Source organism: Bacteroides sp. BFG-637 (assembly GCF_024793605.1).
Lineage (GTDB): Bacteria > Bacteroidota > Bacteroidia > Bacteroidales > Bacteroidaceae > Bacteroides > Bacteroides vicugnae.
The window spans coordinates 5,743,551-5,758,158 of the sequence record NZ_JANUPD010000002.1; the positions used below are offsets into that span (position 1 = coordinate 5,743,551).

Genomic DNA, 14,608 nt, shown 5'->3' on the forward strand with positions numbered 1-14,608 from the left:
CGGATACATATAGCCATAATCCTTTATTTTTTAAACAGTAGTCGAATATTTATCCAAAGCCTTTCTCAATGATCTTTCCGAAATTGGTTTAGTCACATAATCGTTACACCCCATCTCTAAGGCCTGTTCCTTATCAGTCCCGAAAGCATAAGCCGTCAAGGCAATGATAGGAATCTCTTTAGAATAAGAGCGGATAATGTGGGTTGCTTCCAGTCCATCCATACGCGGCATTTTCACATCCATCAGGATTAAGTCCGGTTGGTACTGCTTATACATTTCGACAGCTTCCACTCCGTCTTTAGCCCAAAGCAATGTATATTCCCTGCCAATCAGATTCTTCAATAGGATGAAATTACTCTCCACATCTTCTGCCACCAGAATCTTCTTAATTTGTTGTACACGATTGACAGTATTCCCTTTAGATTCCACCTTTGTCTCTTTGAAGAAATTACCGAGTTCTCCGGTTTCTTCATAAGGAATTGTGAAGTAGAAGGTAGAGCCTTTACCCAATTCGGAAGTTACCCCGATTTCTCCACCGATCTTTTCGATAATCATCTGACAGATAGAGAGTCCTAATCCCGTCCCTTGCGCAAAAGAGTTCAGTTTGACAAAACGCTCGAAGATATGATCCACCTTTTCCGGCTCTATCCCTATTCCTGTATCTTTCACGTACACACGGATATCTTTATCCATTCGCTCAAAACCAAAACGGATCTCTCCTTCATAGGTAAACTTACTTGCATTAGTCAGGAAATTCGTTATCACTTGCATAATGCGGTTCTGGTCTCCCTCAATGAGCAAATCCTCCTCTTCATTGTCCAAAACGAGAGTTACCCCTTCTTTCACACGTTCTTTATGAACTGTATAAATTGTCCGGCAGACCTCTCCCAGATTCATTGGACGCTTGATATATTCGAGTGTTCCGGCCTCTATCTTCGATAAATCCAGAATATCATTAATCAATTGCAACAAAATATCCGAGTTCTGATTGATAATACCCGAATAAAGATTTTTCTCTTCAGCAGTTTCGGCAGAAGGCAATAATTGGGAGAATCCTACAATAGCATTCAGCGGAGTCCGGATCTCATGGCTCATGTTAGCGAGGAAAGCACTTTTCAATCTGTCGGATTGCTCCGCTTTAATCCTTGCCTTGATCAGTTCCTGCTCAATATTCTGAAGATTAGTAATATCCCACGAAATGCCAATCAGCAACGGTTTACGTCCCTCCATCGGTACAAGCGCTTTCAAAGTCTGCACAATACGCGCTTCTCCATTAGCCGACAGATAAGTTTCCTGCATATCAATACGCTTATGAGTTTGGAGTAATTCCAAATCATCCTTACGGAATTTCTCCGCGTCTCCGTGCACCGGAAATATCTCATAATCCGTATGCCCGATAGCTTTAGACGCCGGAATGCCTGAATGATCGGCAAATGCCTTATTCCAATATAAATATCTAAGATCATCTTCCGGGTCCTTCACAAACAGATAGACCGGAATATTATTCAAAATACCATCCAACAACAGATTCAGTTCGCGGAGTTCATCCCGTTTCTTGATAACATCAGTGATATCCTGCGTAAAGAACCATGTGAGTTCCTGATTATTCTCACGAATCAGGAAAGTTGATACCTGATGTACTCTCTCCTTAGTTTCTCCCTGACGTACATAAGCAGCACGATAAGCAAAGCTACCATCATTATCACGAATATCCTGCAGCTTTTGTTCCCATGCTTCCTTTGTTGTCATAGAGACACGCAAATCATATATTTTTTGTGTACCCAACTCCTGCGTTACACCGTATTCTTCTATAAATTGCTTATTCGCATAAACCAGCGTTCCATCTTCCGCCACAGCAAGAATACTGTCACTCACCTTATCAAGCACACTTTTAAAAACTTCCAGTTGCCTTTGGGTAGCTACCCGTTCCGTTATATCACGACACATAATCAGCACGTATTCCTCATCCAGCGGAAAAATACGGTTCTCGTAATAATGGCGTTCACCATTAAAATCCAGTTCGTGATGTGCAGTTGAAACAGTTCCGGTAGTAACAGCCTGCTGCATATTGGAGTGAACATTCTGATACGCTTTCGGTGGAACCATATCCTGCATGCGCATCCCTTTAAAATCCTTGTTTGATATTCCTACATGGTTGGTTTCTTCATTAGAAACAACTTCAATGCCTACCTCACTCTGATTGAAGACAGTCAGCATATCGGGAAGAGAATCTAGTATCCTAACAGCGTATTTCTCTTTAAAACTAACAGGATGATTGCTACGCTTCTCATCCCTAAGAACAGAAAGCTCTTTTCTAAGCTGCTCATTTTCTTTTTTAAGTGCTTCTAACTGTTCTACTAATGCTTCTTTGCTTTGTTCGATGCTCATGATGTAACGGGGTAAATACGTACTTATCTGCCAAAAGTAAATATTTTTTTGAATAAAAGCACGTATTTACCCTGTTTTTTTCAAAGAATTACTCAATAACCATAATCCGGTCGTTCAATCCCACCTTCATGCCATCTTCCACGAATACTTCTTTCACAACTCCATCCGTCACCGAACGTATCTCATTCTCCATTTTCATCGCCACCAATACACAAAGCGGATCACCCCGCTTCACGAGATCTCCCTTCTTTACATACGTCTTCAAGATAACTCCCGGCATCGGTGCCTGTACCACCTGACGCCCTACGGATTCAGCAGCAGTGCGGGCATTATGTATCTTCTCCATTTCTCCCTGCAATTCAATCTGATAAAGCTCCCCTTTATTCATAATCGTATATGAATTATTGGAAGAAGGAGAAATCTGCACTCCATGCGAGTGATGATCGATGATGATCGAATGAATGGAGTCACCACCCATATTATAATCGACCTCATATATCTTACCATTGACCGCAATCTTCTTGATTGGCCCGTCCTCCAGAATTTCTACCTTATATTCACTGTCCGGCATATCCTGAAGCTTGGCGTAATATGTAGCTAATGTTGTACCCATAACCAATTCCGTTATTTTTTAATTTTCAATTCTCAATTTTTAATTTAATAATTATTAGCAGTCATCTGCAATTTACCGTAATACTTCCAGAGCGATTCGCCCACTACGGGAAGTGTAGTGGCACGGGAAGCCGCTTCTTTCTCCCTTTCGTAGTGTCTCACTGCGGCAGCAATGACAGCCACAGTCGGATCAGTATTCTGACGACGTTTCAGATCTTCCTTATCAAAACGCGTATCGATAAATGTCGTATCGTATTCACCTTTCAGGAAAGCCGCATTCTTCAATACACGTTGATGGAAAGGAATTGTCGTTTTAATTCCCAGAATCTTATACTCTCGTAAAGCACGTGCCATATTGGAAATGGCCGAAGCACGGGTACGTCCCCAACAACAAAGCTTTGCAATCATCGGGTCATAATGCAAAGAGACCTCAAATCCCGCATAAGCGGCACTGTCAAGACGCAGGTTACGGCCTTCGGGAGCTTCACGGACAGTAATCACACCGGGAGAAGGCATGAAGTTATTCTCCGGATCTTCGGCGTAAATACGACATTCGATCGCTGCTCCGCTAAACTGTATATCATCCTGCTTATAAGGCAACGGATTTCCGGCAGCAACAGTAATCATATCCCGTACCAGGTCAACGCCTGTGCACTCCTCCGTCACAGGATGCTCCACCTGCAAACGGGTATTCATCTCAAGGAAGTAGAAATTCTGATCTTTATCCATCATAAACTCCAATGTCCCGGCACTGTAATAACCTATTTTCTTACAGGCTTCCACAGCTACCTTCAACATCTTCTTTCTCGTCTCTTCTTTCACAAAAGGAGAAGGACTTTCTTCTATCACCTTTTGGTTACGACGCTGGATGGAACATTCACGTTCATACAGATGAACGACATTTCCATACTTGTCTCCCATGATCTGAACTTCGATATGATGCGGATTCTCAATATATTTTTCAATATAAACCGCATCATTGCCAAAGGAGGTCCCTGCTTCGGATTGTGACAAACGGAGAGCTGTTTCCACCTCTTCTTCCGTACGTACCAGACGCATCCCCTTGCCTCCACCTCCCGCAAGTGCTTTCAACATAATGGGGTAGCCGACTTCATTAGCGACCTTCTTCACCTCATCAATGCCCTGTACGGGCGTTTCGGTTCCGGGCACAATGGGTAATCCTGCTTCACGCATAATCTTACGGGCTTCCGTCTTGATTCCCATTTTGGAAATAATATCCGCACTCGGTCCGATAAAAATCACTCCCTCTTCTTCACAACGACGGGCAAAATCCGCATTCTCTGACAGGAAACCGTATCCCGGATGAATAGCGGCTCCGGTCTTTTTGGCAATGGACAATATCAATTCCGGCTTCAAGTAAGAGGTATCTTCCGGCGAATTGGAAATGCAATAGGCTTCTTCTGCATAACGGACGTGCAAAGCCCCGCGATCTACATGGGTATAAACAGCCACTGTCGAGATATTCATCACCCGGCAAGTGCGGAAGATACGCATCGCTATCTCACCCCGGTTGGCTACTAATATTTTCTTTATCATAATCTTTTTCTTTTTAGAAATAAAAACTTAAAAGAGCAATCAAATAATATTAGGCACGGATTACGCGGATTTCACGGTTGCTTTATGTGGTAACCTTTATTCTGCAAGCAGTGTAATCCGCGTAATCCGTGCCTAAATTCAATCCATAAACAAGCCTAAAGCGGTAGGTTAGAATGTTTCTTAGGCGGATTCGATTGCCGTTTGTTGGCAAGCATCTCGAAACTTCGAATCAATCTCAAACGGGTTACCGCCGGATCGATCACTTCATCCACATATCCCAGTTCCGCCGCCCGGTAAGGATTGGCAAACTTTCCGCGATAATCATCCTGAAGTTCTTTCCGTTTCTCTTCGGGTTTCTCGGCTTTATCTATTTCCTTACGGAAAAGGATATTCACAGCTCCATCCGGTCCCATCACCGCGATTTCGGCAGTAGGGAAAGCAAGATTTACATCTCCACGGATATGCTTGGAACTCATCACATCGTAAGCACCACCGTATGCCTTGCGGGTAATAACCGTCACTTTCGGCACCGTAGCCTCGCAATAAGCATAAAGCAGTTTTGCCCCGTTACGGATAATTCCACCATATTCCTGATCGACTCCCGGAAGGAATCCCGGCACATCTACCAGTGTCAGTAAAGGAATATTAAAAGCATCACAGAAGCGGACAAAACGAGCGGCTTTGACAGACGCATTGATATCCAGCGTACCAGCAAGCACCAATGGCTGATTAGCTACCACTCCCACTGTTTTTCCATTCAGGCGGATATAACCCGTCACAATATTCGCAGCATATTCTGCCTGAAGTTCGAAGAAACTATTATCATCAGCCACCGCTTCTATCATCTCTTTTATATTATATGGCTGATTCGGATTGGCCGGAATCAAATCTGCCAGTTCCGGAGTCAGGCGAGTCGGCGAATCGCTGGTCGCTACAAACGGAGGCTCTTCCATATTATTCCCCGGCAGATAGGAGATCAATTCACGAATATAATTGATGCACTCAATATCATTCTCCGCAGAAAGATGGGCTACACCGGACTTTGTCATGTGCACGCCCACTCCACCGAGTTCTTCTTTTGTCACTTCTTCCTGTGTCACACTTCTCACCACATCCGGTCCTGTAATAAACATATAACCGGAGTTTTTCACCATCAGAATAAAATCGGTCAATGCAGGAGAATAAACCGCACCACCGGCACAAGGTCCCATGATCGCGCTAATCTGTGGAATCACTCCGGATGCCATAGAATTACGCAGGAATATCTCGGCATATCCGGCCAAAGAACGTACCCCTTCCTGAATTCGCGCGCCTCCCGAATCATTCAATCCGATGATAGGCGCTCCCATCTGCATAGCCATGTCCATCACTTTGCAGATCTTCTTAGCGTGCGTTTCTGAAAGAGCTCCTCCAAATACGGTGAAATCCTGTGCGAATACATAAACCAAGCGCTTGCCAATCATACCATATCCCGTCACCACCCCGTCTCCGGCAAATTTCTGCTTTTCCATACCGAAATCGGTACACCGATGGGTTACCAACTTATCCAGTTCGATAAACGAACCTTTCTCTAATAATAAATCGATGCGTTCACGGGCGGTCAGTTTGCCCACAGAATGTTGTTTTTCAATGCGAGCGTCTCCGCCGCCTTTTTCTGCTTTCCTGTTCAGTTCTTCCAAGTTGTTAATAAGCTCTTTCATAGGCTGTAGTTATTAAAGTTGTATGTGTGTGTAAAAATAAACAGTAATAAATGAAATCATTGTCATATTGATTACACAAAGGTGCTTTTATATAATGAACGCATCGTGTACGGAAATTGTTAGCATTTATGCCTTAAAACATCTTTTTCTATTTATTCAGGAAGCTTTTTTTGCAGGTTGCGACAACAAATGTCCATGCTTTTCTGTTTATCGCTTATCATTTTTAATAAAACCTATACCCTAACAAAATGAGAACAATTAAAATCTTATTAGCAGCCGGTTTCCTGCTCGTGTTCGGTACAAGTATTCATGCACAGGTACAACGGAATGAAACCTATCTACCCAAATTTGCCATCAAGACCAATGCTCTCTATTGGGCCACTACTACACCCAACTTAGGAATCGAAGTGGGACTGGCAAAGAAACTGACTCTCGACATATCCGGTAATTACAATCCGTGGAAGTTTGGTGACGACCGTCAAATCAAGCATTGGCTCGTTCAGCCGGAATTACGCTATTGGCTCTGCGAACGTTTCAACGGAAGTTTCTTCGGCTTGCACGGACATTACGGAGAAATGAATGTCAGCAATCTGAATATATTCGGAATGGGACATGACCGTTACGACGGCAATCTGTACGGAGCCGGCATTTCCTATGGATACCAATGGCTCATAAGCAAGCGCTGGAGTATGGAAGCAACCATCGGCGTGGGATATGCCCGTCTGGAATATGATAAATATGCCCGTGATTGTAAATGTGAAAAGCTGGGACACAACACCCGTAATTATTTCGGCCCGACTAAAATCGGTCTTAGCTTCATTTATGTCATCAAATAATCGAACTTTCTAAAACTTATAATGATGAAAAGAAAACTTATTTATCTATTTATAGCTCTTGCAGCCACTATTCTGCCGGCTCATGCACAAAAATTCCTGAACGATGCGCTCACTCTCTCAAACGTATCTTTATGGCAACAAGGTAACTCTCTTTATGTCGGCATGACTTTCGACATGAAGAATCTGACAATAGGTTCCGCCCGAAGTTTAAGCCTTATCCCCCTGCTGACGGACGGACAGCATAATGTACCTTTGCAAGAAATCATCGTCAATGGTAAAAGACGCGAAAAAGCATATATCCGCGGTCTGGCAATAACCAAGCAAGAACCAACCGCCATTATCGTTCCTTATAATAAAAGGGAAACTTTTAATTATACGCAGGTGATTCCTTACAAACCCTGGATGGCTAATGCCAGTTTGCAACTTGTAGAGAATTTATGCGGATGCGGCAATTATCAGGAAATGAATGCACAGGAACTGATTACCAATGATGTATCTACCGAAGCCAAACGCTTAAGTGCCATGTCTCCTATCATTGCCTATATCCAGCCAACCGTAGAAGTGGTCAAAAACCGTAGCGAACAATATGAAGCTCATCTGGATTTCCCGGTCAACAAATCGGTAATTCAGACCGACTTCATGAACAATCATGCTGAATTGGTGAATATCCATGCCATGTTTGACAAAATACAGAATGACCGGAACCTGACTGTGAAAGGTATCAGTATCGAAGGTTTCGCCTCGCCGGAAGGACCTCTTGCCTTCAATGAACAGCTTTCCAAAAAACGTGCGGAAGCTTTGAAGGATTATCTGGTCAAGAACGAAAAAGTGTCTTCCAAACTATATAAAGTGACTTTCGGTGGAGAAAACTGGGACGGATTGGTAAAAGCACTCCAATCTTCTTCGATGAAGGAGAAGGAAACATTCCTGAACATCATCAAGAATACGACTGACGATGCCAAACGTAAACAGGAAATCATGCGTGTAGGTGGCGGAGCTCCTTACCGTAGCATGCTGAAAGAGATTTATCCGGGATTGCGTAAAGTGAACTGCAAGATCGACTATACCGTTGTCAATTTCGATGTTGAACAAGGGCGTATCATTATCCGGGAAAATCCGAAATATCTTAGTCTGAACGAAATGTATCAGGTGGCCAACAGTTATCCGAAAGGCAGCAAAGATTTTGTGAATGTATTCGATATTGCCGTACGTATGTATCCTACTGACGCCGTAGCTAACCTGAACGCAGGAGCCGTCGCATTATCACAAAAGGATTTGAATGCAGCAGTGAAGTTTATGGAGAAAGCCGATCATAATACTGCCGAGTTTATAAACAATACCGGAGTCTACAATTTCCTTAACGGAGACATCAACCGTGCCATGGCTGCATTTGAGCAAGCAGCAAAGCTAGGTAACGAAGCTGCCCTTGCCAACTTAAAACAATTACAACAAATTTTAAGTGTGAAGATGAAATAAACAGAAAAATCTATTTATTCAACCGACCAAAGTGGGGCGTTCGTTTGTTATATCAATAATAAACGACGTTCCACTTTTTAAATCTGATAATTATGACCTTGATCCTTGCCGTTATTCCTGTGTTACTGTTGATTATACTGATGGCATTTTTTAAAATGTCAGGTGATAAAAGTAGTATCATTTCTCTGATTGTGACGATGCTGATTGCTCTTTTCGGCTTCGCTTTCTCGGTAGACAATCTGTTTTACTCCTTTTTATATGGAGCATTAAAAGCGGTCTCTCCTATCTTAATCATTATTCTGATGGCTATTTTCAGTTATAATGTATTGTTGAAAACTGAAAAGATGGAGATTATTAAACAGCAATTCGCTTCTATTTCTACCGATAAAAGTATTCAGGTGTTATTACTGACTTGGGGATTCGGAGGTCTATTGGAAGCTATGGCCGGTTTCGGAACAGCAGTAGCTATTCCGGCGGCAATTCTTATCAGTCTGGGATTCAAGCCTATCTTTTCGGCAACGGTGAGTCTGATTGCCAATAGTGTAGCCACTGCTTTCGGAGCAATCGGAACTCCGGTATTGGTATTGGCCAAAGAAACGAATTTGGACGTATTGCATCTTAGTACAAATGTCGTATTGCAATTATCCGTTTTAATGTTCCTGATTCCGCTGGTTCTACTTTTCCTTACTGACTCCAAACTTAAATCGCTCCCGAAAAATATATTCCTGGCTTTATTGGTAGGCGGAGTTTCTTTAGTCAGTCAATATCTGGCAGCAAAATATATGGGTGCTGAATCTCCGGCCATAATCGGCAGTATTCTTTCTATTATCGTAATCGTTGTTTATGGAAAACTGACTGCATCCAAAGAAGAGAAAGCACGAAAAAGCCATCTGAAAACGAAAGATATATTAAATGCATGGAGCATTTATTTACTGATTCTGTTTCTGATTATCCTGACCAGTCCGCTCTTTCCGGGATTGCGTCATACTTTAGAGAACAATTGGATTACGAGAATCAGTCTGCCTATCAATGCGTCCACCGTCAATTATACTATTTCCTGGCTGACTCATGCCGGAGTATTGCTTTTCATCGGTACTTTTATCGGTGGATTGATTCAGGGGGCTAAAGTAAAAGATCTGTTCATCGTTCTTTGGAATACCGTGAAGCAGTTGAAGAAAACATTCATTACGGTTATCTGCCTCGTGGGGTTATCTACTATTATGGATAGTTCCGGAATGATCGCTGTGATTGCCACAGCACTGGCTACGGCTACCGGAAGTTTGTATCCGTTATTTGCTCCGGTTATCGGTTGTCTGGGAACATTTATCACCGGAAGCGATACGTCTTCCAACATCCTCTTCGGAAAGTTGCAAGCAAGTGTGGCAGGACAGATTCATGTTAGTCCGGATTGGCTGTCTGCGGCAAATACAGTAGGCGCTACAGGTGGTAAGATTATCTCTCCGCAAAGTATTGCTATTGCCACTTCTGCCGGAAACCAACAGGGAAAAGAAGGTGAAATACTGAAAGCGGCTATTCCGTATGCATTAGTATATGTAGCGATTACCGGAATTATTGTTTATATTTTCAGTTAATTCCCCAAAAATAGAAGAAGATAATAGTACCGTTAACAAAGCGCGATAAATATTTCCGCTTAGCCATTAGATGGCAAAGCATTCAGCTCATTTTCGTACTGATTTGAACACCAATAAAAACTATAACTCTCTGCCACATTTTTGTCTTTTATTCAAGTATTATACGGGGGAAAACAAAAATGTGGCAGTGCTTATAATCAATGACTTGGTTCTAAAAAAGCGTAGAAATAAGAGAAGTTTACAGAAAACGTATATAGAGTTTTTGCTTTTGGGAGAAGATAAAATGCACTTTCTTTTTAATCATTTGAGTTTTAATATTTTGGATGTCTTGTTTTTATCCTTTTCATCACACTTCGGCCTCAACGCATCTATTTCTTTGTTGTCGGTAAAGATATCTTTTAGATAATCACTGTTTGCTTGCAGTTGAGTAATTTACCGAATGGACAAGTGCTACGTAACTGTTACACAAGTGTAGATGAGTAGTTACTCAAGTGCAACAGATTAACTTATGCGGATGAATTAGCTAAAAGACAAGGAGAAATTAGTAATAGATGCAATAGAACTTATTATATCTTCTGCATAATATAACTAAAACATCTAGTCGTTCGTGATAAGTTGCAAAGGTGGAAAAGTATTAATACTCTATCGCTAGGATATTAATACCTGAATTGTTGGGTATATATACCCAACACATTGGACATATATATCCAACACGCTGCGCATATATCCCCTATATATTGGATATATATATCCAATAATCTATATGAAAGACATTTTCAGAAGTTTAGTGTTGAGTTTATTGCTATAAGCTCTAAATTATCCAGATTTTCTTTCTTCTTTTTGATTTATATTCTTGCTCTTTATCAAAGTCCACAGTAGGAGAACCTGCTGTATCAATGTGGCAGGCTTTTTTATGTTTGTCCCATTCTTCTAGTTGCTTATACCACATGATATACCACTTCATGCGCTTCCGCCAGTTGAGGAACCTCCAGTTTATCCAACATTTTATCTAAAACAGATTCAGGAAGTGCATATTCCCTGCTTTTATTTTGTTGACGCCAAATGTGGTATGGTTGTTCCAGATAGACTATCTTTACTTTTGCACCATAATCAACAAACAAATCAATCAATTGAGTACGCATCTGACGAGTTATGTTAGTAGCATTCCAAACAAAGTCCTGACCTTTGCGGAGATACGTTCTGGCTTCCTCTTTCGCTGTTTGCACTACCCATCCATTCGCAGACTTATCCGTGGGACTCAATTTGTGTTTTCGACGAATGACGTCCAAACTCACCACCGGAACATCTATGCCAGCAGATTGAATATAATAATCCTTCCCCATTCCCGGAAGTCCTGACAACATCGTCACTTCACATTTAAACTGTTCGTGAGGGACATAATCAATATAACTGTCTTCAGTATGGAAGTAATGAAAACGTGCATAATCAGTGGCAAATTCTCTTGGTTTCTTCCAACAATCCTGTTCACGGCAGAAAATCTCAAACAGTTCCAGTGCTTCCAGCAGTTCATTCTTATCTTCACAAATGCGTCCTCTGATATCAGCATCGGCCAACATCTTTAGCAATGAAGTATCTACCCGTAAAGAAGCTTCACAGAGTTTCTTCACAGAGTCAGGCTTCTCCATCAGCCAAACAGGTAATCCATGGTACCGGACTAAAGATGCAATCTGTTCCCGGATATGGAATGGAGCAGGACAATCCCGGTATAATATAGTGCGTACAGTGTACTCTCCTTTTCTGGCATGTCCTTTAGCAGATACCCGCCCCTCTCCTTCATCCACGGAAGTTGAACGTTTTTCAACATCATGCAACAAGGCAGATGTCCAAATAAGTTCTTTCTCCAAAGTAGAAAGAGAATGATAAGCGGAAGACTGTTGCAATGCCTCCAACACCATACGGGTATGTTCGGCTACACTTCCCTCGGCATGATAACGAATATCCTGCTGAACAGTATTCATTTCGTACACCCACTCGAACTGTTGTTCGAGTGAGCACCACGATTTATCTTCCTATCAATTTCCAATTCATCTTTATTCCTCCTTTTCATTATTAAATTCCCAAACAAGCGGGGCACGCTTCCAGTTACGTGTCCAATGCTCGTCTGTTTTAACATGTCCTTTCCGCACATACTTAAATACATTATGTGCAAATTCGCTTACCGGATATTCTCCGACATTGCGGCTGACTACTCCCTCACGGGTACAAACCTCTTTCGTCCACGGATCACAAGAGCCGAAGATAGCCGGTTCTTGTGACATACGGATGATTTCCTGTTTTAATAGTTCCGGTGTCAAACCGGAAACAGACTCTATCTTCAACTCCGGAACAGTAGGAAAGTCGAATAAAGCTGCATAAAACTTTACTTCTTCCCATGACAGCCACTGATCCATACAACGGACTGCAAAGACATAAAAATGCGTTTCTAATCGCTGATATTCTATGGAATGTACGGCATATAGATTCTCTCCAAAGATTTCTATATCACCCAAATCATTCTTTATCAATTCCCAACGCTCACGCAGTTGCCTCGTCCAAGGTGAAGTAGTAGGAGCAGCATGCGAACGGGCAAAAACACCCCACTGACTTAAACAATTATTCTCTCCATCCAGCTTCTCGGTATGCACCAATGTCCGAATCCGTTGGATGTCCTCCCAATACGTATGGTTAATCCGATCGTCACTAGTCGTTCCGGGAGAGAACGGATAGTGATAAGTGCGACCATATTTCTCTGATATCATTTCTTTCTTTTTTTAATTAAATACTAATTTCTTTCATCGTATCACTCCTTATTCATTCGAACGATGCGAGGCATAAATTTACCCTGCACTTCCACCAGCGTTTCCTGCGTATACATCACTCTGTCAATATCCTTATATGCCAACGGCATTTCTTCCACGCTCCCACCAATCAAAGTCACTCCCGCCTGCGACAGTAGTTTCTTCAAAGACGATTGCGTAAAACTATCTTTTGCCTTCTGGCGGGACATCGCCCTGCCGGCTCCATGAGAAGCCGAATTTAAAGCAGCTTCCATCCCTTTGCCACAAACCAGATAACCTGCAGTAGCCATGCTACCGGGAATCAATCCCGCTTGTCCTTTCTGTGCCGGAGTAGCTCCTTTGCGATGCACGATTGCCATACGCCCCGGTGCTATTTCCTCTCTCCAAGCGAAGTTATGATGGTTGTTGACATTAGCGAGCGGCTTCAACCCTAATGCTTTCGCCAAATTCAAATGAATCCGCTCATGACAGGCACGGGCATAATCGCCTGCCAGATTCATACTCATCCAATACTCCTGCCCCGCTTCAGTGTTTAAATCCAGCCAGGCAAAATGCTGTGCTTCACGGGGAAGCCTGCACACTTCACGTGCCAACAGGCTGTAATGTTTGGCAATGGCAGCTCCCAATCCTCGTGAACCGGAATGTGACAACAATGCCAGATAATTTCCTTCCGGAAGATTCAACACGTTATTTTCTTGCAGAGCGATCTCGCCGAACTCCACAAAATGATTGCCACCACCGGAACTCCCCAGTTGACGTACTGCCTTTCCATGCAAATCTCTCAACAAAGGCGTCAAACGAAATTCTTCCCTATCCAACACCTCATGTTCCTGCTCAAAAACCAATCCGCCATCCATACCGAAATGGGTGAAATCTTTCAAGGCTTCTTTCATCTGATAGGTATATCGTTTCAGGAAGTCGGCGCTGGCATCAAATATCGTCAGGCTCATCCGACAACCGATATCAACACCTACGGCATACGGAATCACTACATTATCCGTAGCAAGCACTCCACCGATAGGTAACCCGTATCCAGCATGAGCGTCAGGCATCAATGCTCCGGCCACCGTTACAGGTAAGCGCATAGCCAGGTTCATCTGTTGTTTGGCAAGCGTTTCGATAAATTTACCTCCATAGGTTTTATACATCAGCGGCTCATCCAATAAATCATAAGCTATAAACTCTTTCGCTATGATAGTAGGCGAAAGGCGTTCGGCCAGCTTATTCCAAATTTCATTATTTTTGTAAGATTCGGGATGCTCGAGTATATCGCTCAATGTCATTTCAATCTGTTCTTTAGTGTCGTATTTGCAATGTTTGCTCACAATGTTCACTACCAGACTACGGGCAACATTATCCCGGTATCCCAGTTTGCTTAAATCTTTTAATCGTATTCCCATACTCTTTTTCGTTCGCATACAGCATTCCCTGTCGGCCTCACCGGCAGACAACAATGCAATACACGTGATACCAATGCTTTGGATATGGATATGAAATACCCCACCATCGCATTGAAGTGATTAATTTAAAATATAAAAAGTGATTGCAGGACTAATCAACGATTGCCGCTTATTTGTAGAATTGCGGTCAATATAAGAACCATAGGTTCAGTGTAAAAACAATAAGTTGCAAAGCCTCATCCTCCCGAC

Annotated in this window: 9 protein-coding genes and 1 pseudogene; 3 read left to right on the forward strand and 7 right to left on the reverse strand. The window is 42.5% G+C overall.

What is annotated here, in order from left to right; all coding sequences use genetic code 11:
• Positions 1–30: 30 nt before the first annotated feature.
• The 4 genes from NXX38_RS22715 to NXX38_RS22730 form a co-directional block, all read right to left on the reverse strand.
• The gene (locus NXX38_RS22715) at positions 31–2,388 is read right to left on the reverse strand and encodes a PAS domain-containing protein (protein WP_258981245.1); all 2,358 of its coding nucleotides are present in this window, start codon (positions 2,386–2,388) and stop codon (positions 31–33) included.
• A gap of 88 nt (positions 2,389–2,476) precedes the next feature.
• A complete protein-coding gene (locus NXX38_RS22720) occupies positions 2,477–3,001 on the reverse strand; it encodes a biotin/lipoyl-containing protein (protein ID WP_004297139.1) in 525 nt (174 codons plus the stop codon).
• A 44-nt stretch (positions 3,002–3,045) separates the two neighbouring features.
• The gene (gene accC / locus NXX38_RS22725; protein ID WP_148364887.1) at positions 3,046–4,557 is read right to left on the reverse strand and encodes an acetyl-CoA carboxylase biotin carboxylase subunit; all 1,512 of its coding nucleotides are present in this window, start codon (positions 4,555–4,557) and stop codon (positions 3,046–3,048) included.
• 155 nt (positions 4,558–4,712) lie between these two features.
• Positions 4,713–6,257: an acyl-CoA carboxylase subunit beta gene (locus NXX38_RS22730; RefSeq protein WP_099147610.1), complete on the reverse strand. Its 1,545-nt coding sequence runs from the start codon at positions 6,255–6,257 to the stop codon at positions 4,713–4,715.
• Positions 6,258–6,505: 248 nt separating this feature from the next.
• Between NXX38_RS22730 and NXX38_RS22735 the strand changes: the two genes are divergently transcribed.
• The 3 genes from NXX38_RS22735 (at position 6,506) to NXX38_RS22745 (ending at position 10,161) form a co-directional block, all read left to right on the forward strand.
• Positions 6,506–7,093 carry a DUF3575 domain-containing protein gene (locus tag NXX38_RS22735; protein WP_195649469.1) on the forward strand — a complete coding sequence of 196 codons (588 nt, stop codon included), beginning with the start codon at positions 6,506–6,508 and terminating at the stop codon, positions 7,091–7,093.
• Between the two features lie 24 nt (positions 7,094–7,117).
• Positions 7,118–8,569 (forward strand): DUF3868 domain-containing protein, encoded by a 1,452-nt coding sequence (locus tag NXX38_RS22740; protein ID WP_148364886.1) that lies wholly within the window; start codon positions 7,118–7,120, stop codon positions 8,567–8,569.
• Between the two features lie 92 nt (positions 8,570–8,661).
• Positions 8,662–10,161 carry an L-lactate permease gene (locus NXX38_RS22745; RefSeq protein WP_074637674.1) on the forward strand — a complete coding sequence of 500 codons (1,500 nt, stop codon included), beginning with the start codon at positions 8,662–8,664 and terminating at the stop codon, positions 10,159–10,161.
• A 938-nt stretch (positions 10,162–11,099) separates the two neighbouring features.
• Here NXX38_RS22745 and NXX38_RS22750 read toward each other — a convergent pair.
• The 3 genes and pseudogenes from NXX38_RS22750 to NXX38_RS22760 all read right to left on the reverse strand — a co-directional run bounded on the left by NXX38_RS22750 (position 11,100) and on the right by NXX38_RS22760 (position 14,359).
• A pseudogene (locus NXX38_RS22750) lies at positions 11,100–12,210 on the reverse strand (AAA family ATPase).
• 2 nt (positions 12,211–12,212) lie between these two features.
• Positions 12,213–12,920 carry an RNA ligase family protein gene (locus NXX38_RS22755; protein ID WP_004304139.1) on the reverse strand — a complete coding sequence of 236 codons (708 nt, stop codon included), beginning with the start codon at positions 12,918–12,920 and terminating at the stop codon, positions 12,213–12,215.
• A gap of 41 nt (positions 12,921–12,961) precedes the next feature.
• Positions 12,962–14,359 (reverse strand): RtcB family protein, encoded by a 1,398-nt coding sequence (locus NXX38_RS22760; protein ID WP_217721081.1) that lies wholly within the window; start codon positions 14,357–14,359, stop codon positions 12,962–12,964.
• Between the last annotated feature and the right edge of the window lie 249 nt (positions 14,360–14,608).